The sequence below is a fragment of the Streptomyces sp. NPDC048484 genome, assembly GCF_040651415.1.
Lineage (GTDB): Bacteria > Actinomycetota > Actinomycetes > Streptomycetales > Streptomycetaceae > Streptomyces.
In genome coordinates this window covers 191969-216139 of record NZ_JBEZJY010000007.1, presented here as the reverse complement: position 1 = coordinate 216139, position 24171 = coordinate 191969, and the positions used below count along the sequence as shown (strand labels likewise).

24 protein-coding genes are annotated in these 24171 nt (G+C 69.9%); 15 read left to right on the top strand and 9 right to left on the bottom strand.

The features are described 5' to 3' along the window. Positions 1-91: 91 nt before the first annotated feature. From AB0D14_RS09765 to AB0D14_RS09750, 4 genes are read left to right on the top strand one after another with little or no spacing between them, the layout of a single operon-like run. Entirely contained in the window at positions 92-967 is an 876-nt protein-coding gene (locus tag AB0D14_RS09765; protein ID WP_362776614.1) for an NTP transferase domain-containing protein, read from the top strand. After that, a complete protein-coding gene (locus tag AB0D14_RS09760) occupies positions 964-2361 on the top strand; it encodes a molybdopterin molybdotransferase MoeA (protein ID WP_362776517.1) in 1398 nt (465 codons plus the stop codon). Before AB0D14_RS09765 ends, AB0D14_RS09760 begins: the two co-directional genes overlap by 4 nt. Beyond that, the gene (locus AB0D14_RS09755) at positions 2349-3455 is read left to right on the top strand and encodes a potassium channel family protein (protein WP_362776515.1); all 1107 of its coding nucleotides are present in this window, start codon (positions 2349-2351) and stop codon (positions 3453-3455) included. Before AB0D14_RS09760 ends, AB0D14_RS09755 begins: the two co-directional genes overlap by 13 nt. 39 nt (positions 3456-3494) lie before the next feature. Beyond that, positions 3495-4475 carry an NAD(P)H-quinone oxidoreductase gene (locus AB0D14_RS09750; protein ID WP_362776513.1) on the top strand — a complete coding sequence of 327 codons (981 nt, stop codon included), beginning with the start codon at positions 3495-3497 and terminating at the stop codon, positions 4473-4475. A 101-nt stretch (positions 4476-4576) separates the two neighbouring features. Here the strand turns inward: AB0D14_RS09750 and AB0D14_RS09745 are convergent, their stop codons facing one another. Further along, positions 4577-5032, bottom strand: coding sequence for a hypothetical protein (locus tag AB0D14_RS09745; RefSeq protein WP_362776511.1), 456 nt, complete (start codon positions 5030-5032; stop codon positions 4577-4579). A 147-nt stretch (positions 5033-5179) separates the two neighbouring features. Between AB0D14_RS09745 and AB0D14_RS09740 the strand changes: the two genes are divergently transcribed. Together AB0D14_RS09740 and AB0D14_RS09735 are read left to right on the top strand one after the other, a co-directional pair. Beyond that, positions 5180-5740 carry a PadR family transcriptional regulator gene (locus AB0D14_RS09740; RefSeq protein ID WP_362776509.1) on the top strand — a complete coding sequence of 187 codons (561 nt, stop codon included), beginning with the start codon at positions 5180-5182 and terminating at the stop codon, positions 5738-5740. A gap of 192 nt (positions 5741-5932) precedes the next feature. Continuing rightward, positions 5933-6475 (top strand): bacterial proteasome activator family protein, encoded by a 543-nt coding sequence (locus AB0D14_RS09735; RefSeq protein ID WP_362776508.1) that lies wholly within the window; start codon positions 5933-5935, stop codon positions 6473-6475. 151 nt (positions 6476-6626) lie between these two features. Here the strand turns inward: AB0D14_RS09735 and AB0D14_RS09730 are convergent, their stop codons facing one another. Further along, complete coding sequence (locus AB0D14_RS09730; protein ID WP_362776506.1) at positions 6627-8303, bottom strand: protein kinase; 1677 nt, start codon at positions 8301-8303, stop codon at positions 6627-6629. 362 nt (positions 8304-8665) lie between these two features. On the opposite strand from AB0D14_RS09730, the gene AB0D14_RS09725 reads away from it, so the two are divergent. Next, positions 8666-10213 (top strand): protein kinase, encoded by a 1548-nt coding sequence (locus AB0D14_RS09725; protein WP_362776504.1) that lies wholly within the window; start codon positions 8666-8668, stop codon positions 10211-10213. Between the two features lie 154 nt (positions 10214-10367). On the opposite strand, the gene AB0D14_RS09720 is transcribed toward AB0D14_RS09725, so the two are convergent. Continuing rightward, positions 10368-11030 carry a response regulator transcription factor gene (locus AB0D14_RS09720; RefSeq protein ID WP_362776503.1) on the bottom strand — a complete coding sequence of 221 codons (663 nt, stop codon included), beginning with the start codon at positions 11028-11030 and terminating at the stop codon, positions 10368-10370. Between the two features lie 407 nt (positions 11031-11437). Between AB0D14_RS09720 and pdhA the strand changes: the two genes are divergently transcribed. The 3 genes from pdhA to AB0D14_RS09705 are packed head-to-tail and all read left to right on the top strand — an operon-like array spanning position 11438 to position 15070. Beyond that, complete coding sequence (gene pdhA, locus AB0D14_RS09715) at positions 11438-12604, top strand: pyruvate dehydrogenase (acetyl-transferring) E1 component subunit alpha (protein WP_362776501.1); 1167 nt, start codon at positions 11438-11440, stop codon at positions 12602-12604. 2 nt (positions 12605-12606) lie between these two features. Next, positions 12607-13587 carry an alpha-ketoacid dehydrogenase subunit beta gene (locus AB0D14_RS09710; protein ID WP_362776499.1) on the top strand — a complete coding sequence of 327 codons (981 nt, stop codon included), beginning with the start codon at positions 12607-12609 and terminating at the stop codon, positions 13585-13587. Positions 13588-13597: 10 nt separating this feature from the next. Further along, positions 13598-15070, top strand: a complete 1473-nt coding sequence (locus AB0D14_RS09705) for a dihydrolipoamide acetyltransferase family protein (RefSeq protein WP_362776498.1) — start codon at positions 13598-13600, stop codon at positions 15068-15070. 84 nt (positions 15071-15154) lie between these two features. Here the strand turns inward: AB0D14_RS09705 and AB0D14_RS09700 are convergent, their stop codons facing one another. Then, positions 15155-16057 (bottom strand): D-alanyl-D-alanine carboxypeptidase, encoded by a 903-nt coding sequence (locus tag AB0D14_RS09700; protein WP_362776496.1) that lies wholly within the window; start codon positions 16055-16057, stop codon positions 15155-15157. A 208-nt stretch (positions 16058-16265) separates the two neighbouring features. On the opposite strand from AB0D14_RS09700, the gene AB0D14_RS09695 reads away from it, so the two are divergent. Together AB0D14_RS09695 and AB0D14_RS09690 are read left to right on the top strand one after the other, a co-directional pair. Then, positions 16266-16958, top strand: coding sequence for a GntR family transcriptional regulator (locus AB0D14_RS09695; RefSeq protein WP_362776494.1), 693 nt, complete (start codon positions 16266-16268; stop codon positions 16956-16958). After that, positions 16955-18280, top strand: coding sequence for an MFS transporter (locus AB0D14_RS09690; RefSeq protein WP_362776493.1), 1326 nt, complete (start codon positions 16955-16957; stop codon positions 18278-18280). Before AB0D14_RS09695 ends, AB0D14_RS09690 begins: the two co-directional genes overlap by 4 nt. An 89-nt stretch (positions 18281-18369) precedes the next feature. Here the strand turns inward: AB0D14_RS09690 and AB0D14_RS09685 are convergent, their stop codons facing one another. Continuing rightward, entirely contained in the window at positions 18370-19194 is an 825-nt protein-coding gene (locus tag AB0D14_RS09685; protein ID WP_362776492.1) for a maleylpyruvate isomerase family mycothiol-dependent enzyme, read from the bottom strand. A gap of 154 nt (positions 19195-19348) precedes the next feature. Here AB0D14_RS09685 and AB0D14_RS09680 point away from each other — a divergent pair, with 154 nt between their 5' ends. Beyond that, positions 19349-20206 (top strand): carbon-nitrogen family hydrolase, encoded by an 858-nt coding sequence (locus AB0D14_RS09680; RefSeq protein ID WP_362776491.1) that lies wholly within the window; start codon positions 19349-19351, stop codon positions 20204-20206. A 94-nt stretch (positions 20207-20300) separates the two neighbouring features. On the opposite strand, the gene AB0D14_RS09675 is transcribed toward AB0D14_RS09680, so the two are convergent. Beyond that, entirely contained in the window at positions 20301-20495 is a 195-nt protein-coding gene (locus AB0D14_RS09675; RefSeq protein ID WP_362776489.1) for a DUF397 domain-containing protein, read from the bottom strand. Positions 20496-20505: 10 nt separating this feature from the next. Then, positions 20506-21351, bottom strand: a complete 846-nt coding sequence (locus AB0D14_RS09670; RefSeq protein ID WP_362776488.1) for a helix-turn-helix transcriptional regulator — start codon at positions 21349-21351, stop codon at positions 20506-20508. 232 nt (positions 21352-21583) lie between these two features. Between AB0D14_RS09670 and AB0D14_RS09665 the strand changes: the two genes are divergently transcribed. Both AB0D14_RS09665 and AB0D14_RS09660 read left to right on the top strand, forming a co-directional pair. After that, the gene (locus AB0D14_RS09665) at positions 21584-21994 is read left to right on the top strand and encodes an ATP-binding protein (RefSeq protein WP_362776486.1); all 411 of its coding nucleotides are present in this window, start codon (positions 21584-21586) and stop codon (positions 21992-21994) included. Continuing rightward, positions 21991-22188: a hypothetical protein gene (locus AB0D14_RS09660; protein ID WP_362776484.1), complete on the top strand. Its 198-nt coding sequence runs from the start codon at positions 21991-21993 to the stop codon at positions 22186-22188. Before AB0D14_RS09665 ends, AB0D14_RS09660 begins: the two co-directional genes overlap by 4 nt. Positions 22189-22269: 81 nt before the next feature. Here AB0D14_RS09660 and AB0D14_RS09655 read toward each other — a convergent pair whose 3' ends face one another. Both AB0D14_RS09655 and AB0D14_RS09650 read right to left on the bottom strand, forming a co-directional pair. Next, positions 22270-22521: a DUF6458 family protein gene (locus AB0D14_RS09655; protein WP_362776483.1), complete on the bottom strand. Its 252-nt coding sequence runs from the start codon at positions 22519-22521 to the stop codon at positions 22270-22272. A 192-nt stretch (positions 22522-22713) separates the two neighbouring features. Beyond that, positions 22714-24012 (bottom strand): M18 family aminopeptidase, encoded by a 1299-nt coding sequence (locus AB0D14_RS09650; protein WP_362776481.1) that lies wholly within the window; start codon positions 24010-24012, stop codon positions 22714-22716. Positions 24013-24171 lie beyond the last annotated feature (159 nt).

The window sequence follows — 24171 nt, the reverse complement described above, 5'->3', positions numbered from 1 at the left end:
AAATGATCCACCGGAGACTCATACTCGGGGGGTGACCGCGTTCGAGCCTCCCAGCGCACCCGGTTCCTCCGACGCACTCGGTTCCTCCGGCGTGCCCGGCAGGGACGGCCATGACGCCGTCGTGCTCGCCGGGGGCGCCGCCCGCCGTCTCGGCGGTGCGGACAAACCGGGTGTACGCGTCGGCGGACGCGCGCTGCTCGACCGAGTCCTGGCCGCCTGCTCCGGCGCGGCCACCACCGTGGTCGTCGCGGAGCCCCGGCCCACGGCACACCCCGTCGAGTGGGCGCGCGAGGACCCTCCCGGCGGGGGCCCGCTCGCCGCGCTGGACGCCGGCCTGCGGCACACCACCGCCGAATACGTCGTGGTGCTCTCCGCCGACCTGCCGTTCCTGGACGAGGAGACGGTACACAGGCTGCTGACAGCTCTTCAGGAGGCGGGCGGTGAGGGCGCGCTGCTCACCGACCCGAGCGGCCGCGACCAGCCCCTCGTGGCCGCGTACCGCGGTTCGGCGCTACGACGCGAGCTGGCGGCCCTGCGCGCCGAGCACGGCGGACTGGCCGGGCTGCCGCTGCGACGTCTCACCGGCGCACTCGAACTGACCCGTATCACCGACCCCGTCGCGTCCTTCGACTGCGACACCTGGGACGACATCGCCGCCGCCCGGGCACGTATCAGGGAGCATGGGCACGTGTTGGATGAATGGATCACCGCAGTCAAGGACGAACTGGGCATCGACCTGGACGTCGACATCAGCGTCCTGCTCGACCTCGCCCGCGACGCCGCCCATGGCGTGGCCCGTCCGGCCGCACCGCTGACGACGTTCCTCGTCGGCTACGCGGCGGGCCGGGCCGAGGGAGGCCCCGAAGCGGTCGCGGAGGCCACCCGCAAGGCGACGGCACTGGCGTTGCGCTGGGCGGCGGAGGCCGGTTCCGGCGCCGACGCGCCTGCGACCCCGGACGCCGGATGACCGCCTCGGGGCAGTACGAGGAGGTCGACTTCGATGTCGAAGAGGCCCTCGCCCTGGTCAAGGAAGGCGGTGCCCAGGTGCCTGACGACTCCGCAACCACCGGAGCTCCCCGCCCCGCCCCGGCCCCGCAGGACGGCAGCCGGAAGGACAAGGACACCGACCAGCGCCGAACCGCCGAGCAGCACACCACCGAGCACCACGCCGCCATGCCCTGGCAGCGGGCCCGCGCCATCGCCGGGCGAGCCCCCCGCCGTCCGGACACCCCCGTCTCCGTCACTCTGGACGCCGCGCTGGGTCTCGTCCTCGCCGCCCCGCTCACCGCTCTCACGGACCTGCCGGCCTTCGACACGTCCGCGATGGACGGCTGGGCGGTCGCCGGACCCGGCCCGTGGGACGTGCGGGCCGAGGGTGCGCTCGCGGGTCACGACAGCCCGGAGCCGCTCATCGACGGCGAGGCGGTCCCCATCGCCACCGGCGCGCGGATCCCGCAGGACGCCTCCGCCGTGCTCCGCAGCGAACACGGCCGCAGTGACGAGAAGGGCAGGCTGTACGCCACCCGGGACGTCTCGCAGGGGCAGGACATCCGCCCCCGCGGCCAGGAGTGCCGCTCCGGCGCCCCCCTGCTGCCGTTCGGCACGCTGGTCACCCCGGCCGTACTCGGGCTTGCCGCCGCCGCCGGATACGACACCGTCTCCGCCCTTCCCCGGCCACGCGCGGAAGTCCTGGTCCTCGGGGACGAACTGCTCACCGGGGGGCTGCCCCACGACGGGTTGATCCGGGACGCGCTCGGCCCGATGCTGCCGCCCTGGCTGCGCGCGCTCGGCGCGGAGGTCATCGCGGTGCGCAGGCTTGGCGACGACGCCGAAGCCCTGAGCGAGGCCCTCAAGAACTCCGACGCCGACCTCGTCGTCACGACCGGTGGCACCGCCGCCGGTCCCGTCGACCACGTCCACCCCGTCCTGCGCCGCATCGGCGCCGAACTCCTGGTGGACGGCGTCAAGGTGCGCCCCGGTCATCCGATGCTCCTGGCGCGGCTCAGGGAGAACCAGCATCTCGTCGGGCTGCCGGGCAATCCGCTCGCCGCCGTCTCCGGCCTCCTCACGCTCGCCGAGCCGCTGCTGCGCACCCTCGCGGGACGTACGGCCCCGGAGCCGTACACGCTGCCTCTCAAGGACACCGTGCACGGTCACCCGCACGACACGCGGCTGATTCCTGTCGTCCTGCGCGGGGACCGGGCCGTGCCGCTGCACTACAACGGACCGGCCATGCTGCGGGGCATCGCCGTGGCTGACGCGCTCGCCGTCGTCCCGCCCGGTGGCGCACGGCCAGGTCAGGAACTGGAGATCTTCGACCTGCCCTGGGCCATGGCTGGGATCGAGGTGTGTTTCACGTGAAACTTCCCGGCCACGACGCGATCGCCCGCCAGGCGGACGAACGTCTGGTCACCCATCGGGTGTCGCTGCCTCGCCAACGGGTGGAACGTCCCCTGCGCCAGGTCACCAAACGGGTCGTCATGGCGCTGCTGGTGCTGGTCGGCACGGCCTTCATCGTCTATTTCGACCGGGATGGCTACACCGACAACTCCGACGGCCCGGTCGATCTGCTCGACGCCTTCTACTATGCGACCGTCACCCTCTCCACCACCGGATACGGCGACATCACCCCGGTCAGTGACGGCGCCCGCTTCACCAACATCTTCTTGATCACGCCGCTGCGCGTGCTCTTCCTGATCATCCTGGTCGGCACCACTCTCGAAGTCCTCACCGAACGCACCCGGGAGGAGTGGCGACTGAACCGCTGGAGGACCGCTTTGAGGGAGCACACCGTTGTCATCGGGTTCGGCACGAAGGGCCGCTCGGCGATTCAGACCGTGTGCGCGACGGGACTGAAGAAGGAGCAGGTCGTGGTCGTCGATCCCAGTTCCAAGGTGATCGAGGCGGCGACGGCGGACGGTTACGCGGGTGTGGTCGGCGACGCCACGCGCAGTGACGTACTGCTGCGGGCCGAGGTGCAACGCGCCCGGCAGATCATCATCGCGACGCAGCGCGACGACACCGCCGTGCTCGTCACGCTGACGGCCCGGCAGCTCAACCGCAAGGCGAAGATCGTGGCCGCCGTGCGTGAGGAGGAGAACGCACCCCTGTTGAAGCAGTCCGGCGCCGACGCGGTCATCACCAGCGCGAGTGCGGCCGGCCGGCTTCTCGGGCTCTCCGTGCTCAGCCCCAGCGCGGGCATGGTCATGGAGGACCTCATCCAGCAGGGCAGTGGACTCGACATGACCGAGCGGCCCGTCATAAAGGCCGAGGTCGGCAAGGGTGTCCGCGAGATCGAGGACCTGGTGGTGAGCGTCGTACGAGGGCATCGGGTGCTCGGCTACGACGACCCGGCCATCGGGAAGGTGCAGTTGACGGACCGCCTGATCACCATCGTGCGGGTCAGCCCGCACAGCCAGATCGCACCGGACATGAAACCGCTGCCGCAGGACTGAATCTCCGCGGGGGCGGCCGTCGGGAGTAGCCTCGCCCGCATGCGAGCGATCACGATTCCTGAACCTGGTGGGCCCGAGGCGCTGGTATGGGACGAGGTCCCTGACCCGGTGCCCGGCGAGGGCGAAGTGCTGGTCGAGGTGGTGGCGAGCGCGGTGAACCGTGCCGATCTGCTCCAGCGGCAGGGCTTCTACGACCCACCGCCCGGCGCGTCCCCGTACCCCGGCCTCGAATGTTCCGGACGGATCGCCGCGCTCGGAACCGGTACCTCGGGGTGGGCCGTCGGAGACGAGGTGTGCGCGCTGCTCTCGGGCGGCGGTTACGCCGAGAAGGTGGTCGTCCCGGCCGGGCAGCTGCTGCCCGTGCCCGAGGGCGTCGACCTCGACAAGGCGGCCGCGCTGCCCGAGGTGGCCTGCACGGTCTGGTCCAACGTCTTCATGATCGCCCACCTTCGCCCCGGCGAGACCCTTCTGGTGCACGGCGGAGCGAGCGGGATCGGCACCATGGCCATCCAGCTGGCCAAGGCCGTCGGCGCGAAGATCGCCGTCACCGCGGGCAGCAGGGCGAAACTGGACTTCTGTGCCGAACTCGGCGCGGACGTGCTCATCAACTACCGCGAGCAGGACTTCGTCGAGGAGATCAAGGCCGCCACCGGCGGGGCGGGCGCCGACGTCATCCTCGACAACATGGGCGCCAAGTACCTCGACCGCAACGTCCAGGCCCTCGCCGCCAACGGGCGTCTCGCGATCATCGGCATGCAGGGCGGCGTCAAGGGCGAGCTGAACATCGCCACGCTCCTGGGCAAGCGCGGTGCTGTCACCGCGACCTCGCTGCGGGCCCGCCCGGCCGGTGAGAAGGCGTCGATCGTCGCGGCCGTACGCGAGCACGTCTGGCCGTTGGTCGCCGGAGGCCATGTGCGTCCGGTGGTCGACCGGGAGCTGCCCATGAGCGAGGCGGCCGCGGCGCACCAGGTGCTGGAGGAGAGCGGCAACATCGGGAAGGTGCTGCTCACGCTCTCGTAGAGCCCCCGCTGGAGCCCGGCTGGAGCCCGGCTGGAGCCCCGCCGGAGCCCCTGCGGCGGAGCCGCACATGTGGCGGCCCCGGGCTCCCGCAGACAGGGGCCTCAGCTGCGCCGTACTCGCAGCGCGAGGAACGCGAGACCCAGGCCCAGACCGATGAGGACCAGGCCGCTGCCGAGGGGCAGCACCAGGAGGACGGGTTCCGAAGCACGTACGGGGCGGTCTGCGGCCCCGTGCGCGTCGACGGGGCGGGCGGGCGCTTCGGGCGGCGTGGGCGGCGTGGAGGGGCTCCGGGAGGCTTCGGGAGCGACGGAGGCATCCTGGCCCTCCGGGCTGGCCGATGAGCCGGCCGATGAGCCGGCCGAGTGAGCCGAGGGACTGTCCTCGTCGGTCGGTGCCGCCTCCCGCCCCGGGCGCTCGCGCCCCTCTCCCGCCCGGCTGCCGGCGCGCGACTGGGCGGGGACAGGCTCGTACGCGGCGGCGTACGGCGAGTACGCGGGGCCTGCCAGCAGGAGCAGCAGCAGGCCGGTCACGCGGAGGGTGCGAAGCCATGGAGTCACGTCGGTGACCCCCTCCCGGTATGGAGGAGCCAAGATCAACAGCCTCAGCCTCACACGGGGTGCCCGGTCCGGCATCTCGGTCCTCCACGCCCTGTCACCGTCAGTGACGGCCGTGGCGTACCCAGGTGCACGGGGTACAGATCGGGTATGTCGATACGCCATGGTCTGCTGGCGCTCCTGGAGCGCGGTCCCCGCTACGGTTCGCGGCTGCGCACCGAGTTCGAGGCGCGCACCGGCTCGACCTGGCCGCTGAACATCGGCCAGGTCTACACGACCCTCGCCCGGCTGGAGCGGGACGGCCTGGTCGTACAGCAGGGCGCGGACGAGGCGGGCCACGTGCTGTACGCGCTGACGGACGCCGGCCGGGCCGAGCTGCGGTCCTGGTTCCTCAGCCCCGTGGAGCGCACGAACCTGCCGCGCGACGAGCTGGTGATCAAGCTGGCCATGGCGGTCGGGGCGCCTGGTGCCGACGTACGGGCGATCGTGGAGGCACAGCGGCGGTATCTGTCGGAGGCCATGCACACGTACACCCGGCTCAGGGCGCAGGCGCTCGCGGAGGGGCCCGCGCACCGTGACGAGGTGGCCCAGCTGTTCGTCCTGGAGCATCTGATCTTCCGCGCGGAGGCCGAGATCCGCTGGCTGGACCACTGTGAGGCCCGTCTGCTGCGGCTCGCGGAGGCGGCCGCCACGGAGCCGCCGGCCCTGTGACCGCACCCGTGACCGCCCTCGCCGCCGTCCGCGTCTCCACCTCCGTCTCCACCTCCGTCTGCGCCTCCACCTCCGTCGTCCCCCTCCGTCGGCACCGCCTCCCTGACGCGAGGCGCGGGTCCGTACAGGGTGGATCACGCTCCGGAGGGGGCACCACGATGGTGACGTGTGTGAGTGCGAGAGAATGGCGGCATGGAGATGCCGAGGAACGAAAGGTCGCCGGAGAACCCCCAGATCCTGGTCGTAGGCCAGGACGGAATGGCTCTCGGCGGCGGTGGAGACGACGACTCCCGTGAGGTCCCGGTGACGGAGATGGTGGAACAGCCCGCCAAGGTGATGCGCATCGGGAGCATGATCAAGCAGCTGCTCGAGGAGGTGCGTGCGGCACCCCTGGACGAGGCGAGCCGGGTACGGCTCAAGGAGATCCACACCAGCTCGGTGAAGGAGCTGGAGGACGGGCTGGCTCCCAATCTCGTCGAGGAACTGGAGCGGCTCTCCCTGCCGTTCACCGATGACGGTGTCCCTTCCGATGCCGAACTGCGGATCGCGCAGGCGCAGTTGGTCGGCTGGCTGGAGGGTCTCTTCCACGGGATCCAGACCACCCTGTTCGCCCAGCAGATGGCGGCCAGGGCTCAGTTGGAGCAGATGCGCCGGGCGCTGCCTCCGGGTGTCGGCGGCGAGGAAGAGGTGGATCCGCGGGCGGCCGGCGGCCGCACGGGCGGTCCGTACCTGTAGACCACCGGTAGGGCCACGCATGGACCACCTGTAGGCCTCAGACGACGAAAGGGGCCCGGCAATTTCTGCCGGGCCCCTTTCTGCTGTCCGTCGGACAGGCGGCTGCCTGTTGAGCAGACGCCTGTCCGCTGATCAGGCGGCTGTCCGTCGATCAGGCGGGATCGCCCGTCGAGACGTAGAGCTGGATCTTGGGCATGTCCTTGGGGTCGACGTCCGAGTCCGCCTCGGGGATCTGGGTCATGACCGTGCCCTCGCCGTAGGCGTTCTCGTCCACGGACTTGGACTCGTACTGCCAGCCGGCCGCCTGGAAGCACGCCTTCACGGAGTCGATGTTCTTGAACTTGAAATCCGGGACCTTGATTTTGTCGGCGTCGTTGTACGACTCGTCGGGCTCCGTGCACACGGTCTCTTCGATCTTCTTCGTGGTGTCAGGGCCCTTGTGCCCGGACACCTCCTCGGAAGCCGACGCGCGGGCACTGTCGGCGGTCTCGGCTTTCTTCTTGTCGTCGTCCCCGCCGCCCATCAGCAGAGTGGCGATCAGCCCGCCGGCGAGGGCGAGCGCGACAATGATCGAGCCCACGATCACCGGCATGTTGCTCTTGCGGCCGCCGCCGGAGGAGGGTGCCTGGGACTGCGGGGACATCACGTACGGCGGCGTGGCCGACAGGCCCTGCTGCGGGGAGTACGCGGCGGTCTGGGCCGGTGTCTGGTAACCGCCCTGCTGCGGGTAGCCGTACGACGGAGCGGGCGCGTGCGCGGGCGTATGTGCCGGCGTCGGCGGGCCGTAGGGGCCGGGCTGGTACGGCGTCTGCACGTTCCCCTGCGGTGCCTGTGCCGACTGGTCGACTGGCGGGAACACCGCGGAGCCCACACCGGCTCCGCTCGACGTCTGCACGCCGGGCACGATGCTCGGGGGCGCGGCCTGGAAGGACTGGGCCACGCGCAGGCACTCGTCGCGCATCGACTCGGCGTTCACAAAGCGTTCGTTCGGGTTCTTCTTCAGTGCGCGGGTGATCAGCGCGTCCACCGCGGGCGGCAGCGAGCGGTTGACCGAGGAGGCCAGGACGGGCGTCTCCTGGACGTGCGCGTACGCGATGGCCAGCGGCGAGTCCGCCTCGAACGGCAGCCGCCCGGTGACCAGTTGGAACAGCATGATGCCGACGGAGTACAGGTCGGAGCGGGCGTCGACGCCGCGGCCGAGGGCCTGCTCGGGGGAGAGGTACTGCGGGGTGCCGACGACCATGCCGGTCTGGGTCATCGAGGTCACACCGGACTGCATGGCGCGGGCGATGCCGAAGTCCATCACCTTGACCACGCCGCGCTTCGTCATCATGACGTTGCCCGGCTTGATGTCGCGGTGGACCAGGCCCATCTCGTGGCTGATCTCCAGAGCGGCCAGCACGTCGGCGGTGATCTTCAGGGCCTTGTCGGCGGGCATGGCGCCGTGCTGCGTGATGTCCTGGTCGAGGACCGAGCCGAGCGGGCGGCCCTCCACGTACTCCATGACGATGTACGGAGTCGGCGCACCGGGGCCCGCACCGGAGTCGCTGTCGAGCAGCGTGTCCTCGCCGGTGTCGAAGACCGAGACGATGTTCGTGTGCGTGAGCTTGGCCACCGACTGGGCCTCGCGGCGGAAGCGCTCGCGGAAGGCCTGCTCCCGTCCCAGCTCGGTGTGCAGTGTCTTGATCGCGACCTGCCGGTCGAGCACCGAGTCGTAGGCGAGATGTACCGAAGCCATGCCGCCTTCGCCGAGCAAGTCGCGCAGCTGGTAGCGCCCGCCGGCGACCGAACGCCCCGCGTACCGGCCGTGTTCGCCGTCCTGGCTCATCTTTCTGCGTCCCCCATCGACCGTGCGCCGTCACGCGGGCGAAAGCTGCTGGTGTGGCTGCCGCGGCCGGTGATCTCTGTGTCCTCTGTGGTTATTACCGGCCAAGTCTGCCGGAGGTCACTGACACGTCAAGCTCGGTGCCCGTTCCGTGACCGTACGCGAATGAAGAGTCGCGGAAGCGTTACAGGTGCCGTACGACCGGTACACAGAATGTGCACCCGTGGACCGTCCGCGGGTTCGGCGACCGGGTCCATCCCGGACCGGCGCTCGGCGTGGAGGCTGTAGCGTGGCCCGACGGAGACCGTAACAACCACCGCGCGTACTACGTCGACCGGTGTGGACAGAAACGACGGCGAGGACCGATGGCACAGCAGCAGCGCGCTCAGGGCCCGTCCGACCCCGAGGCGACTGGCGGCGGTATGTCAGATGCGCCGGAGTTGTGGGGTAACGGCGGATTGGTCGGGGACGGTCGGTATCGGCTGACCCACAGACTCGGCCGGGGCGGCATGGCCGAGGTGTTCGCGGCGGAGGACGTCCGCCTGGGACGTACCGTCGCGGTCAAACTGCTCCGCTCCGACCTGGCGGAAGATCCCGTCTCGAAGGCCCGCTTCACACGCGAGGCCCAGTCGGTCGCGGGCCTCAACCACCATGCGGTGGTGGCGGTCTACGACTCGGGCGAGGACGTTCTCGCCCACCAGGTCGTCCCGTACATCGTGATGGAGCTCGTCGAGGGCCACACGATCCGCGAGCTCCTCCTCAACGCCGAGGCCCCTGGGCCCGAGCAGGCGCTCATCATCGTCTCCGGTGTGCTGGAGGCGCTCGCTTATTCACACCAGCACGGCATCGTTCACAGGGACATCAAGCCCGCGAACGTGATCATCACCGAGGCCGGTGCGGTCAAGGTGATGGACTTCGGCATCGCGCGCGCCCTGCACGGTGTCCAGTCCACGATGACGCAGACCGGCATGGTCATGGGCACGCCCCAGTACCTCTCGCCGGAGCAGGCGCTCGGCAAGGCGGTCGACCACCGCAGCGACCTGTACGCGACAGGCTGTCTGCTGTACGAACTTCTCGCGCTGCGGCCCCCGTTCACCGGTGAGACCCCGCTTTCGGTGGTCTACCAGCACGTCCAGGACATCCCCGTCCCGCCGTCCCAGGTCTCGAACACGACGCCGCCGGAGCTCGACGGTCTGGTCATGCGCTCGCTCGCGAAGGAGCCGGACGACCGGTTCCAGACCGCGGAGGAGATGCGCGGACTCGTCCAGTACGGGCTGCAGATGCTGTACGACCAGGGCAGCCACACCGGCACCTGGAACACCGGCCCCGTCACGGCGCACGAGGGCCTGAACACTCCGGCGATGGGCCTGGGCGCGGCCGGGCTGCCGCACCCCGGCGACTCGGGCACCACCCAGATCCCGTCACCGATCCTGCCCCCGGGCCACGGCGGAGGCGGCGACGACGGCGGCTTCGAGGGCCACGGCAACAAGGGCAGCGGCCGCGGCAAGATGTGGATTCTCGCGGTCCTCGCGGTGGTCGCGATCGCGACGGGAGTGGCGCTCGCGGTGAACGGCACCGGGGGCGGCGGAGGCGGGGGCGGTACGAAGACCTCGCCGACCGCCACGCAGTCCAAGAAGGAGACCCCCCCGAGCAAGAGCGCGACGGAAGAGCAGACCGACGAGGAGACGGACCAGGAGACGGACACGGGCGGCAACCCGGACTACACCCCGTCGTACAAACCGTCGCCGACCTACTCGCCGTCCCCCACGAAGAGCGTGCCCTCGAGCAACCCCTCGACCGGGGGGCCCACCGTGTCGCAGTCGACGGAGGAGGAGCCGCCTCCGCCCGAGACTTCGGAGGAACCGCCGGACGACAATGGGGGCGGGAGCGGGGAGCCCGACACCGACGGCTGATCCGTCCGCCCTCGTGGATCCGCCTCGCGTGGATCCGCCCCTCGTGAATCGGGTTCCACGCGCGCGTAGGCGTTCACCCCGCGAACGCCTCGCACACCGTGTCGTACGCGCGCGTAGGCCCGTACTTCATCGCGCTCAGGCGCGTCCCTTCGTCTCACTGCTGCTTCTCCGCCTGTATCCGGGCCACGTACGCGGCCGCCTGCGCACGCCGCTCCATGCCGAGTTTGGCCAGCAGGCTGGAGACGTAGTTCTTGATCGTCTTCTCGGCGAGACGCAGCCGCTCGCCGATCACGCGATTGGTGAGCCCCTCGCCGATCAGGTCGAGGATCCTGCGCTCCTGGTCGGTGAGTCCGGCGAGCCTGGCGTCGCCCTTGGGACTGCCTCCGTCGCGCAGCCGCTCCAGGACGCGGGCGGTGGCCTCCGGGTCGAGCAGGGACTTGCCGGCCGCGATGTCACGGATCGCCCCGAGCAGCTCGTCGCCGCGGATCGCTTTCAGCGCGTAGCCCGAGGCGCCCGCCATGATCGCCTCGAAGAGGGCCTCGTCGTCGGCGTAGGAGGTCAGCATGAGGCATTTGATCGACTCGTCCTCGGAGCGGATCTCGCGGCAGACCTCGACCCCGCTGCCGTCCGGCAGCCGTACGTCCAGGACGGCGACGTCGGGACGCGTGGCCGGAATTCGCGCCAGCGCGTCGGCCGCCGTGCCGGCTTCGCCGACGACCTCGATGTCGTCCTCCAGCGCAAGCAGCTCATGGACTCCCCGGCGGACTACTTCGTGGTCGTCGAGGAGAAATACGGTGATTTTTCCTTCTTCGCGCACGGAGTCAGTCTCACACACGATCTTTCCGTTTGCGCCAGTCGAGCCCTTCCCGTCCCCGGGGTGACCGGGATAACGTGCCGGTGTTCCGGCCCCCTGCCAGGCTGTGACCAGTGCTGTGACCAGCGACTGCTCCCGAGACGTGCGAAGTAGTGGGAAGCCCAAGTGGAAAGTACTTGGAAATCCTAACAAAAACGCAGGTCAGGAGGGGTTTCACAGAAATGTGGAGCACTGGGTAACGTGCTTGTTGCAGGGCGCTCGCCGGGGCACCTGTCACGCCTGTTCCCGGCCGAGGGCACCCACCCCGTGCACGGGTCGGAGACCAGGCGCACCGCTCCCCCGGCTCTTGAACAGCTGGGGGAACCCCAGTTCCCGGCAACCCCGGGGGCCGGACCGACGGAGGAGCACACGTGACCGTGGAGAGCACTGCCGCGCGCAAGCCGCGACGCAGCGCCGGTACCAAGCGCACCGCTGCGAAGAAGCCGCCGGGCGCCCGGCCCGACCTCGTACAGCTGCTGACCCCGGAGGGGAAGCGCGTCAAGAATGGCGAATACGACGCGTACGTAGCCGACATCACCCCCGAAGACCTCCGCGGGCTGTACCGCGACATGGTGCTCACCCGGCGCTTCGACGCCGAGGCCACCTCCCTGCAGCGTCAGGGCGAGCTGGGCCTGTGGGCCTCGCTGCTCGGCCAGGAGGCCGCCCAGATCGGCTCCGGCCGGGCGACCCGCGAGGACGACTACGTCTTCCCGACCTACCGCGAGCACGGCGTCGCCTGGTGCCGCGGAGTCGACCCGGCCAACCTGCTCGGCATGTTCCGCGGCGTGAACAACGGCGGCTGGGACCCGAACAGCAACAACTTCCACCTGTACACGATCGTCATCGGCTCGCAGACGCTGCACGCCACGGGATACGCCATGGGCGTCGCCAAGGACGGCGCCGACTCGGCCGTGATCGCGTACTTCGGGGACGGTGCCTCCAGCCAGGGCGACGTCGCTGAATCGTTCACCTTCTCCGCGGTCTACAACGCGCCCGTCGTGTTCTTCTGCCAGAACAACCAGTGGGCCATCTCCGAGCCCACCGAGCGCCAGTCCCGCGTCCCGCTCTACCAGCGCGCGCAGGGTTACGGCTTCCCGGGCGTCCGGGTCGACGGCAACGACGTCCTCGCCTGCCTCGCCGTCACGAAGTGGGCGCTGGAGCGGGCCCGCCGGGGCGAGGGGCCGACCCTCGTCGAGGCGTTCACGTACCGCATGGGCGCCCACACCACCTCCGACGACCCGACCAAGTACCGGGCCGACGAGGAGCGCGAGGCGTGGGAGGCGAAGGACCCGATCCTGCGCCTGCGCAGGTACCTGGAGGCTTCAAACCACGCGGACGAGGGATTCTTCGCGGAACTCGATGCCGAGAGCGAGGCGTTGGGAAAGCGAGTGCGCGAAGTGGTCCGTGCCATGCCGGACCCGGACCGTTTCGCCATCTTCGAGAACGTGTACGCGGACGGGCACGCGCTCGTCGACGAGGAGCGGGCCCAGTTCGCCGCCTACCAGGCGTCGTTCGCCGATGAAGGGGAGGGCGAGTAGCGATGACCGTGGAAAAGATGGGGCTGGCCAAGGCGATCAACGAATCGCTGCGCACGGCCCTCGACTCGGACCCCAAGGTCCTGATCATGGGCGAGGACGTCGGCAAGCTCGGCGGCGTGTTCCGGGTGACGGACGGTCTGCAGAAGGACTTCGGCGAGGAGCGGGTCATCGACACCCCGCTCGCCGAGTCGGGCATCGTCGGCACGGCGATCGGGCTCGCGCTGCGCGGCTACCGCCCGGTCGTGGAGATCCAGTTCGACGGGTTCGTCTTCCCGGCGTACGACCAGATCGTCACGCAGCTCGCGAAGATGCACGCGCGAGCGCTCGGCAAGATCAAGATGCCCGTCGTCATCCGCATCCCGTACGGCGGCGGCATCGGCGCAGTCGAGCACCACTCCGAGTCCCCCGAGGCGCTCTTCGCGCACGTGGCGGGCCTGAAGGTGGTCTCCCCGTCGAACGCGGGTGACGCCTACTGGATGATGCAGCAGGCCATCCACAGCGACGACCCGGTGATCTTCTTCGAGCCGAAGCGGCGCTACTGGGACAAGGGCGAGGTGAACCGCGAGGCGATCCCCGGGCCGCTGCACAAGGCACGCGTGGTGCGCGAGGGCAGCGATCTGACGCTGGCCGCGTACGGGCCGATGGTGAAGGTCTGCCAGGAGGCCGCGGCGGCCGCCCAGGAGGAGGGCAAGTCCCTCGAAGTGGTGGACCTGCGGTCGATGTCCCCGATCGACTTCGACTCCCTCCAGGCATCGGTCGAGAAGACCCGCCACCTGGTCGTGGTGCACGAGGCCCCGGTGTTCCTGGGGACGGGCTCGGAGATCGCGGCCCGGATCACGGAGCGGTGCTTCTACCACCTGGAGGCGCCGGTGCTGCGGGTCGGCGGCTATCACGCGCCGTATCCGCCGGCACGGCTGGAGGACGAGTATCTGCCGGGCCTGGACCGGGTGCTCGACGCCGTCGACCGCTCGCTGGCGTACTGAGGAGAGGTTCGTGACGACGATGACTGAAACGGCCTCTGGGCTGCGTGAGTTCAAGATGCCCGACGTAGGTGAGGGGCTGACCGAGGCGGAGATCCTCAAGTGGTACGTCAAGCCCGGTGACACGGTGACCGACGGGCAGGTGGTGTGCGAGGTCGAGACCGCCAAGGCCGCCGTCGAGCTGCCGATCCCCTACGACGGGGTGGTGCACGAGCTGCGCTTCCCCGAGGGGACGACGGTGGACGTCGGCCAGGTGATCATCGCGGTGGACGTGGCGGGCGGAGCCGCTCCGGTTGCTCCGGCCGTCCCGCCCGAGGCGCAGGTTCCGGCTTCGGCGACGGCGGCTCCGGTGGCCCCATCGGCGGAGGCGGAGCCCGTGGCGCCTTCCGAGGAGTCCGGCGCCGCTCCGGAGGAGCCCGAGCCGCAAGGCCGCAAGCCGGTCCTCGTCGGGTACGGGGTCTCGGTGTCCTCCACGAAGCGCCGCCCCCGCAGGGGTGTTCCGGCCCAGCAGCCGGAGGCGGCCGCGGCGGTCCACAGCGAGCTGAACGGACACGCGGCTCCCGCGGCCCGTCCGCTGGCCAAGCCTCCGGTGCGCAAGCTGGCCAAGGACCTCGGGGTCGACCTCGCGGGGGTCACCCCCTCCGGCCCGGACGGGATCATCACCCGCGAGGACGTGCACGCGGCGGTGGCCCCGGCACCTTCGGCGGCGACGGCTCCCGTCGGCGCCGCGGCCCCGGCTCCGGCCGCGGCCCCGATCGCGGCTCCGCTCGTCTCGTACGACGGTGTGCGGGAGACCCGTGTGCCGGTCAAGGGTGTCCGCAAGGCGACCGCGGCCGCGATGGTCGGCTCGGCGTTCACCGCGCCGCATGTCACCGAGTTCGTCACGGTCGACGTGACGCGCACGATGAAGCTGGTCGAGGAGCTCAAGCGCGACAAGGACATGCAGGGGCTGCGGGTGAATCCGCTGCTGCTGGTCTGCAAGGCCCTGCTGGTCGCCATCAAGCGCCATCCGGACGTCAACGCCTCATGGGACGAGGCCGCCCAGGAGATCGTCCAGAAGCACTATGTGAACCTGGGCATCGCGGCGGCCACTCCCCGCGGCCTGATCGTCCCGAACATCAAGGACGCCCACGCCAAAACGCTGCCCCAGCTCGCCGAAGCGCTCGGGGAGCTGGTGGGTACCGCCCGCGAGGGCAGGACCTCGCCGGCGGCCATGCAGGGCGGCACGGTGACGATCACCAACGTCGGGGTGTTCGGCGTCGACACCGGTACGCCGATTCTCAACCCCGGCGAGTCCGCGATCCTCGCCGTCGGATCCATCAAGCTCCAGCCCTGGGTCCACAAGGGCAAGGTCAGGCCTCGCCAGGTCACGACGCTGGCGTTGTCCTTCGATCACCGGCTGGTCGACGGGGAGCTGGGCTCCAAGGTCCTCGCCGATGTGGCGGCGGTTCTGGAACAGCCCAAGCGGTTGATCACCTGGGGGTAGGTGAAGGCAAAAAGACTGCGCCGTTGCCCGCCGCCCCTGGAAAAGGGGCGCGGGCAACGGCGCAGTCTTTTTGCTGCTGCTCGTCTACTGGGCGAAGCCGTAGTTCATGAGCTTCTTCGCGTCCGACTCACGGGCCGCGATGGACGTCGAGGCGAGCACCGTGCCGACGACCGTCTTGCCGTTCCGGGTCGCGGCGAAGACCAGGCAGTACTTGGCCTCCGGGCCGGAGCCGGTCTTCACACCGATCGAACCGGTGTAGCTGCTGAGCAGACCGTTGGTGTTGGTCCACGCCGCCATCGTGCGGGTGCCGCCGGTCTTCGTCACGGTCTTCGCCGTGTACGTCTTCTTCTTCACGATCGCGCGGAAGTTGGCGCTCTTCATCGCGCTGCTGGTGATCTTCGTCAGGTCGCGCGGCGTGGAGTAGTTCGAGGTGCTGGTGGTGCCGATGCCGTCGAACGAGTCGAACTTCGTGTTCGTCAGGCCGAGATCCCTGGCCTGCTTGTTCATCTTGCCGATGAACGACTTCACCCGGGCGGCGCGCGTCGAGCCGGAGCCGAACTTGTCGGCGAGCGCGTACGCGGCGTCACAGCCGGACGGCAGCATGAGGCCGTACAGGAGCTGGCGGACGGTGACCTTGTCGCCGACGATCAGCCGGGCCGAGGAGGCGGTGTTGGCGACGATGTAGTCGCTGTACGCCTTCTGGATGGTGACCTTGGTGTCCAGGTTCAGGTTCGGCTGCGACAGCACGACCTTCGCGGTCATGATCTTCGTGGTGGAGCCGGTGGAGCGGCGCGTGTCCGCGGCCTTGGTGTAGAGGGACGCACCCGAGCCGCTGTTCATCACGAAGCCGCCCTTTGCGGCGACCGTGGGCTTCGTGACGGCCTGCGCGGGCGCCGTGCCGAGGGCTCCGGTCGCGAGCACGGCTCCGGTGGTGAAGACCACTGCGACAGCTCTGCGAACCCGTAGACCCTTTGTGCCGGTTGTCAAGTCAATTACCCCGATTACGTTGGAAGCACCGGAAGGTGCCAAATGCCCCAGGAGGGCGGCCACTTGCGCGTGGCGCCTTCCCTTGAGACACGTAACTAGCACAGAAAGATGTGCGGCCAGTGCACCAGGGTCGGTCTTTTTACCTCCCCCTGGTCCACATCATGGACCGTCCGCGACCATGCGTACATGTTGTATCTATGCTGTGCGCATGCCATCAGCCCAAGCGCCGTCCCCCACCGCGCCCGCGCCCGAGCGGCAGACCGCGAAGCAGCCTCCGGCCGCCGAGCGCGTCTACGCGCATGTGAAGCGGGGCGTGCTGGAACGCCGTTACGCAGGTGGGACGCTGCTCACCGAGGGAGAGCTGGCCGAGGCCGTCGGCGTCTCGCGGACGCCGGTGCGCGAGGCACTGCTCAAGCTGGAGGTCGAGGGCCTGATCCGGCTCTACCCGAAAAAGGGCGCTCTCGTGCTGCCCGTCTCCGCGCAGGAGATCGCGGACGTGGTGGAGACCCGGCAACTCGTCGAGGAACACGCCATCCGTAAGGCGGTACCGGCCTCGCCGGCGCTGATCGAGCGCCTCACCGAACTCCTGGCGAAGCAGCAGGAACAGGCCGCCGCCGGTGACCTGGCCGGAGCCGCCGTCACCGACCGCTGCTTCCACGCCGAGATCGTCCGCAGCGGGGGGAACGAGATCCTCTCCCGCCTCTACGACCAGTTGCGTGACCGGCAGTTGAGGATGGGCGTCGCCGTGATGCACGCCCACCCGGACCGGATCACCAAGACGCTCGCCGAACACCAGGAGATCCTCGACGCGCTGCGCTCCGGCGATGCCGAGGATGCGGTCGCCCTGGTCCACCGCCACGTCAGCTGGTTCTCCAACCTGGCGCGGGGGGACGTCCGATGAGCTCGTCCTCGTCGTCCTCATCGTCCTCGTCTTCGCTGTCACTGCCCGGCGACCCGCCGGGCGGCCGCAGAGCCGTCACGGTCTGGTCCGTCGGCGTCTCCGTCTACTTCGTCGCGGTCATCTTCCGTACGTCTCTGGGGGTGGCCGGCCTCGACGCCGCCGACCGTTTCCACGTCAACGCCTCCGCGCTCTCGACCTTCTCGATCCTCCAGCTCCTCGTCTACGCGGGCATGCAGATACCCGTCGGCCTGATGGTCGACCGGCTGGGCACCAAGAAGGTGCTGACCCTCGGCGTCGTCCTGTTCACGATCGGCCAGCTGGGTTTCGCGTTCTCACCGACGTACGGAACGGCGCTGGCCTCGCGCGCCCTGCTCGGGTGCGGTGACGCGATGACCTTCATCAGCGTGCTGCGCCTCGGCAGTCGCTGGTTCCCGGCCCGCCGCGGACCGATGGTCGCGCAGCTCGCGGGCCTGGTGGGCATGGCGGGCAACCTCGTCTCCACGCTCGTACTGGCCCGGCTGCTGCACGGAGTCGGCTGGACGGCCGCGTTCGCGGGCAGCTCGGTCGCCGGTGTCGTCGTCCTCGTCCTGATGCTGGTGTTCCTGAAGGACCACCCCGAGGGGCACGAGCCGGAGCCGTCGCCGCACCAGGGAGCCGCGTACGTGCGCCGTCAGATCGCGGCGTCCTGGCGGGAGCCCGGGACGCGGCTCGGGCTGTGGGTGCACTTCACGACCCAGTTCCCGGCGATGGTGTTCCTGCTGCTGTGGGGGCTGCCGTTCCTCGTCGAGGCCCAGGGCCTGTCCCGGGCGACGGCCGGAGAACTCCTCACACTCGTCGTGCTCTCCAACATGTTCATCGGCCTGGTGTACGGGCAGATCGTCGCCCGGCACCACGCGGCGCGGCTGCCGCTGGCGCTCGGCACGGTCCTGTCCACGGCCGTCGTGTGGGGTGCCACGCTCGCGTATCCCGCCGACCACGCGCCGATGTGGCTGCTGGTCGTGCTGTGCGCGGTCCTCGGTGCCTGTGGGCCCGCGTCGATGATCGGCTTCGACTTCGCACGTCCCGCGAATCCGCCCGAGCGGCAGGGGACTGCCTCCGGTATCACCAACATGGGTGGATTCGTCGCCTCCATGACGACGCTGTTCGCGGTCGGGGTGCTGCTGGACGCCACGGAGGGCAGTTATACCGTCGCGTTCTCCGCGGTGTTCGTTCTGCAGGCTCTCGGGCTCAGTCAGATACTGCGGTTGCGGAAGCAGGCGGTGCGGCGGGAGCGGGAGCGGTTGGTCGCCAGTCGGGTGGAGACGGTGCATGTGCCGGCGTGACCCCTCGGGCCTCCGCCCCCGAACCCCCGTACCGGCCTGAAAGACCCCGGTGCGGCGTGACCGTACTGCGGCGTCACGTGTTACCGCTGTTACCGCGTGACCGTGAAGTTCCTCAGGATCGCCGCTGTCAGTTCCGGGTCGCCCTCTGTCTTGAGCCGGTCCGACACCGCCTCCGGAGTCACCCGGCCGCAGGCCAGGCGGAAGTAGGTCTCCCAGTCGAGGGCGAGGGTGGCGGCCGGGCCGAGGGACGGGGTGCCGTCTATCGAACCCACCCTCTCGGCGTCGACGCGGACCGTGCGCAGAAACTCGACGGGGCCGTGGACGTCGAAGACGACCGCCGAGTTCGCCGGTGCGCCCGCGTCCTTGGCGACGACCTTGGGGAGCCTGCTGAGCAGTACATCGCGGGCGACGTACGCACCCGGAGAGTCGAGGTTGCCGGGCCGGCCGAGGGCGGTGCGCAGATCCTGCTCGTGCACCCAGAGGTCGAACGCCCGGTGGCGCATCGACTCCTCCAGGGTGACCTCGGTACCGAGCGGGCCGCGCACCAGCGCGTCGGGCCGGCGCGACTCGTTACGCAGCTGACGGTTGCGGCGGATGATCGTGTACTCCAGCTCGGAGGTCATCTCCGGAGCGGTGTGGTGACGGCGGACGTCGACCTGCATCTCCATGTACCGCTGGTGCTCGTTCGTCACGTGGTACAGGTCGCGGGGGAGCGTGTGGATCGGCCGGGGATCGCCCAGCATCTCGCAGTCGAGGCCGATCACATGGGAGACGAGGTCGCGCACCGACCAGCCCGGGCATGGCGTCCGCCGGTTCCATTCGCCCTCCACCAGCGGCGACACCAGGTCGGATATCGCGTCGATCGAATGGGTCCAGGCGTCGGCGTAGGACTGAAGGCTGGGAGGCAGACTCACGGAACGGGACCCCTCGGGCGGTTGGGCGCGGGCAGTGCACAGGCAGCGGGTGTCTTGGGACGCTAAGTTACGCTGCTGTGAGGCACCCCGGCAGTGCTTTCGTGTGACGATCGTAGGCCCGTATCAAAGGCTCGAATGCCAGGACGGTGGTAGTGTGCGCGCCTCTCTCCTCCAGATCGCCGTGGACGAGGGCGAATCGGTCGACGCACGCAGGCAGCGCGTCGCCTCGCTCGTACGGCAACAGACCGGGTCCGACCTGGTGGTCCTGCCCGAACTCTGGACGACCGGAGCCTTCGCCTTCGAGTCGTTCGGCGTCGAGGCCGAGCCGCTCAAGGGGCCCACCTACGAGGTGATGGCCAAGGCGGCGAGCGACGCGGGCGTATGGCTGCACGCGGGTTCGATTCCGGAACGGGCTCCTTCCGATCCCGAACGGGTCGCGTCTGATCCCGAACGGGTGGCGTCTGTCCCTGAACGGGGTGCGTCCGACGGGGCTCTCTACAACACCTCCCTCGTCTTCTCCCCCTCCGGCGACCTCGTCGCCACGTATCGCAAGATCCACCGCTTCGGCTTCGACAAGGGCGAGGCGGTGCTGATGGGTGCCGGCTCCGAGCTGGTCACCGTCCGCCTGCCGCAGACCACGCTCGGCCTGGCCACCTGCTACGACCTCCGCTTCCCCGAGCTCTTCCGCGGGCTCGTCGACGCCGGGGCCGAGACGCTCGTCGTCCCGGCGGGCTGGCCCGAGCGCCGCCGCTCGCACTGGACGCTCCTCGCGCGGGCGCGGGCCGTCGAGGACCAGTCGTATGTGCTCGCTTGTGGAACGGGCGGGACGCACGCGGGGGTTCCGCAGGCCGGTCACTCGATCGTGGTCGATCCCTGGGGGGAGGTCCTCGCGGAGGCGGGGGCCGGGGAGGAGGTCCTCACCGTGGAGTTCGACCCCGCGAGGGTCGGTACCACGCGGGAGCAGTTTCCGGCGCTGAAGGATCGACTGCTGGGGGTTGAGGCGCCTCGCTGATCACGTGGCGAGGGGGCCACGGGGTGCTTGGCGCTTCCCCGGCGGCCGGTCCGAAACGCCGCCGGTAGGCCGACGGGCTGAGCCCGGTCTCGCGCTACAGCCGCTCCCCGCAGGTTCGCACGGCGGTGAGCAGGGCTTGGAGGGCGGCGGGGGTGGGCGAGAGGAGCGTGCCCGGGGTGTCGCTCTCGCGGAGGTGGAGGGTGGTGGGGGCGGCGGCTATCTCCAGGCAGTCGGTGTCGTCGGCTCCTCCCGAGAACGACGACTTCTGCCAGTGGAGGGATTCGGGCACGGAGGGCCTTTCATAGTTCTTGAGCGATACGACGAACGAGGTTAAGAGAAGCATCCACCGCGAGGGCGGTGCTGTCCACGCGTTCGAGGAGGGCGCGGTAGCGGTTCAGCTGGGCGGCGGCGTCGATGAATTCGGCGCCGTGCGGGGTGTCCGTCTGCACGGTGTCCAGTTGGGGGATCGCGCCGCCGAGGTACTGCATAGGGAAGCCTGCGCCCGCGAAGCCATCTGCTGCGAACGGGACCACGCGAATCGTGATGTTCGGCCTCTCTGCTGACTTGAGGAGATGTTCGAGCTGTGCGCGGGCGACCTTGGGGCCGCCTACCCCCATGCGCAGCGCGGCCTCGTGGATGATCGCGTCATACGGCATCCCGGACTCCAGCACCTCGCGGCGCCGCATTCGGAACGCGACGCGGGCCTCGTGCTCACTCTCCGGGCGGTCCGGCTCGACGAAGACCGAGGCTGTGCGGACGTATTCCTCGATCTGAAGGATCCCCGGTACGTGCACGACCTGGAACGTGCGGATATACAACGCATGTTGTTCCAACTCGGCGAGGTCGAGGGCTCTGGGGCGGATGACGCCTCGGTACTCCTCCCACCAGCCCTTTCCACGATCGCTCGCCATCTCTACCAGCACGTCGATGAGTTGGGCGTCGCAACAGGCGTACAAGCCCGTGAGTGCGCGCAATCGGTCCTCGCTGATTCCGAACCTCCCGGCCTCAATGTGGCTGACCTGGGTCGGGCTGGTGTTCAGGAACTCGGCGGCATCCCGATTCGATACGCCGGCGGCCTCGCGCAGCTTCCGCAGTTCCGCGCCCAATCGCACCTGACGGATCGTGGGGTTGGGCCTCGGTGGCATGACGTCCTCCTCTGCTCCTTGACGAGTTTGCCGGACAGGTTGATACGTCGCAACTTGTCCGCTACCGTCGTAACGTACCTCACGGAGGGTGCCCAAGCGGTCACTCTTCCGCAACTTCTGCACGCCCACCCCTCGTTGGAAGCGCCACCCCGGCCCGTCGACACCGGGGCGCCGGACAGCAACGCGGCCGGGCTTGCGCGAATCCCCCTCACCCCACCGGAGTTGATGGCCCGTGCCCTCGTACGCCCTCGTCTGTCCGCCCCTCGACACCTCCCCCCACATCGCCCGCGACTTCGTCGCGACCGTCCTGAGCACCCTGCACCTGGACCCCGTCCTCGTCGACGACGCGATCCTCTGCACCTCCGAACTCGTCACCAACGCCTGCACGCACGCCAAAGGCGACGGCACCGTGCTGTGGCTGGCCGTGGAGGAGGGGCGGCTGCGGGTGATCGTGTGCGACGGAGACGACAATCCGCCGGTGATAAGGGAACTCACGGCGGACACGTGGGAGCAGGGCGGCGGCCGGGGGCTGTACCTGGTGGACGCGCTCACCGAGGGCCGCTGGGGGCACGCCCCGCACATCCCGGCGGGCAAGGCGGTCTGGTTCGACCTGCCGGTACGGCGAGGGGCGGCGGCGCCATGACCGAACGGCAGAAACTCGAAACGGCGGCCGTGATCCTCGGCCTCGCCCGCCCGATGCTCGACGGCGTCGGCGCACCCCCCACCGCCGACCAACTCCACTGGATCGCCGGCCGCCTGGCCGAGTCGCTCACGGAGGTCCTTGCTCTCGCCGCCGGCCGGACGATGGCGGGAGCCGTCCTGGGGCACGGCACATGACCTGGCCAGGGCCGCGGAAGGCCTGGCACGGCGGAGGGCCGGCCACCTACGGGGGAGGTGAGCAGTTGACGCGTACGTCGATCAGGCGCCGTAACCGTCGCTGTAGCCGTTGGGGTTGTGGTGCCGCTGGTCGTCGATCACCTGCGTGGTCTGCGGCGGCATCACGACCCGCCGCCGCCTGGCGATGCTGCTGAACGTGGCCACACCGATCAGCCCGACAATCATGAAGATGACGCCGACCAGGTCGAGGTTGACCCCCTGCATGTCCCAGTCGGTCGCGAACGTGAGGATCGCTCCTGCGGCGATCAGAATGATGCACCCGCCCAGGCCCATGAGTGTTGCCTCCTGTTGCACACGGTGTCGTGCCGGCCCGGAGACCGTACGGTTCCCGGGTGCGGTGCGAGTACCCGGGCCCGGCCCCTCCATGCGGGAGCGGACGACACGTCAGGCAAGCGGCACGAAAACCGATTCGCCTTACGCGGTCTGCCAGTTGGCTCGGAACAGGGTCTCTCCCCCGGGGCACACCTACCCCTCCAGGAACGCCACCAGTGAGTTCGCCAGCAGGAACGGGTCGTCCGCGCCGCACAGTTCGCGGGCGCTGTGCATCGACAGGATGGCCACGCCGATGTCGACCGTCCTGATGCCGTGGCGGGCCGCGGTGATGGGCCCGATGGTCGTGCCGCAGGGCATGGAGTTGTTGGAGACGAAGGTCTGGAAGGACACGCCGGCCTTCTCGCAGGCCGCGGCGAAGACCGCGCGGCCCGAACCGTCCGTGGCGTAGCGGTTGTTGACGTTCACCTTGAGGATCGGGCCCTGGCCCGCACGCGGGTGGTGCGTCGGGTCGTGCCGCTCCGCGTAGTTCGGGTGCACGGCGTGACCCGTGTCGGAGGAGAGACAGACCGCGCCCGCGAAGGCGCGGGCCCTGTCCTCGAACGACCCTCCGCGCGCGAAGACCGAACGCTCCAGCACGCTGCCGAGCAGCGGGCCGTCCGCTCCCGTGTCGGACTGCGAACCGTTCTCCTCGTGGTCGAACGCCACGAGGACCGGGATGTACGGCAGGGGCTCCTCGGCGGTCGCCACGGCCGTCAGCGCCGCCGTACCGGCGTGCACGGACAGCAGGTTGTCCATGCGGGGGCCCGCGACCAGATCCTTGTCCCGGCCCAGGTAGGCGGGCGGTTCGATGGAGTGGACCATCAGGTCCCAGCCGGTGGTCTCGCCCTCGGGGACCCCGGTCTCCTGCTCCAGGAAGCGGATCAGATCGCCGTCGCGTACGTCGTCACCCAGGCCCCAGACGGGCTGCAGGTGCCGCTGCTTGTCGAGCTTGAGACCCTCGGCGGTGACGGAACGGTCCAGGTGGATGGCGAGCTGCGGCACCCGCAGCAGTGCGCGGTCGACGTTCACGAGCCGTGTCGAGCCGTCCCGCAGCGACAGCCGGCCGGCCAGGCCCAGGTCCCGGTCCAGCCAGGAGTTGAGCAGCGGACCGCCGTAGACCTCGACGGATACCTGTCTCCAGCCGTGCCCGCCGCTGTCCGGGCGCGGCTTCACCCGCAGGTTGGGGGAGTCGGTGTGCGCCCCGATGATGCGGAAGGCGGTGTGCGGCTCGGCGTCCTCCGGCACGTACCAGGCCACGATCGCGCCTCCGCGCAGCACGTACTTCCCGCCGGTGGCCCCGTCCCACGCGTCGGTCTCCGCGACCTGTCGGAAGCCCGCCTTCTCCAGCCGCTCGGCGGCGTTCGCCACCGCGTGGTACGGGGACGGGCTCGCCGCCAGGAAGGACATGAGGTCGTCGGTGTGTCCGCGGTCGAAGCGGGGCGGTGTGCGCATGGGTTCACCTTAACGACGTACGAAGGCCCGCTCCCGGGGATGGGAACGGGCCTTCGTGAGGGGTGTGTACAGACGGTGGGACGGGTGGGGAGGTTCCCCCGCGAAGTCCCCCGCGAAGCCGGCGGATCCCGGGCCCGGACCCGGCCGCGCCCCGCTCCG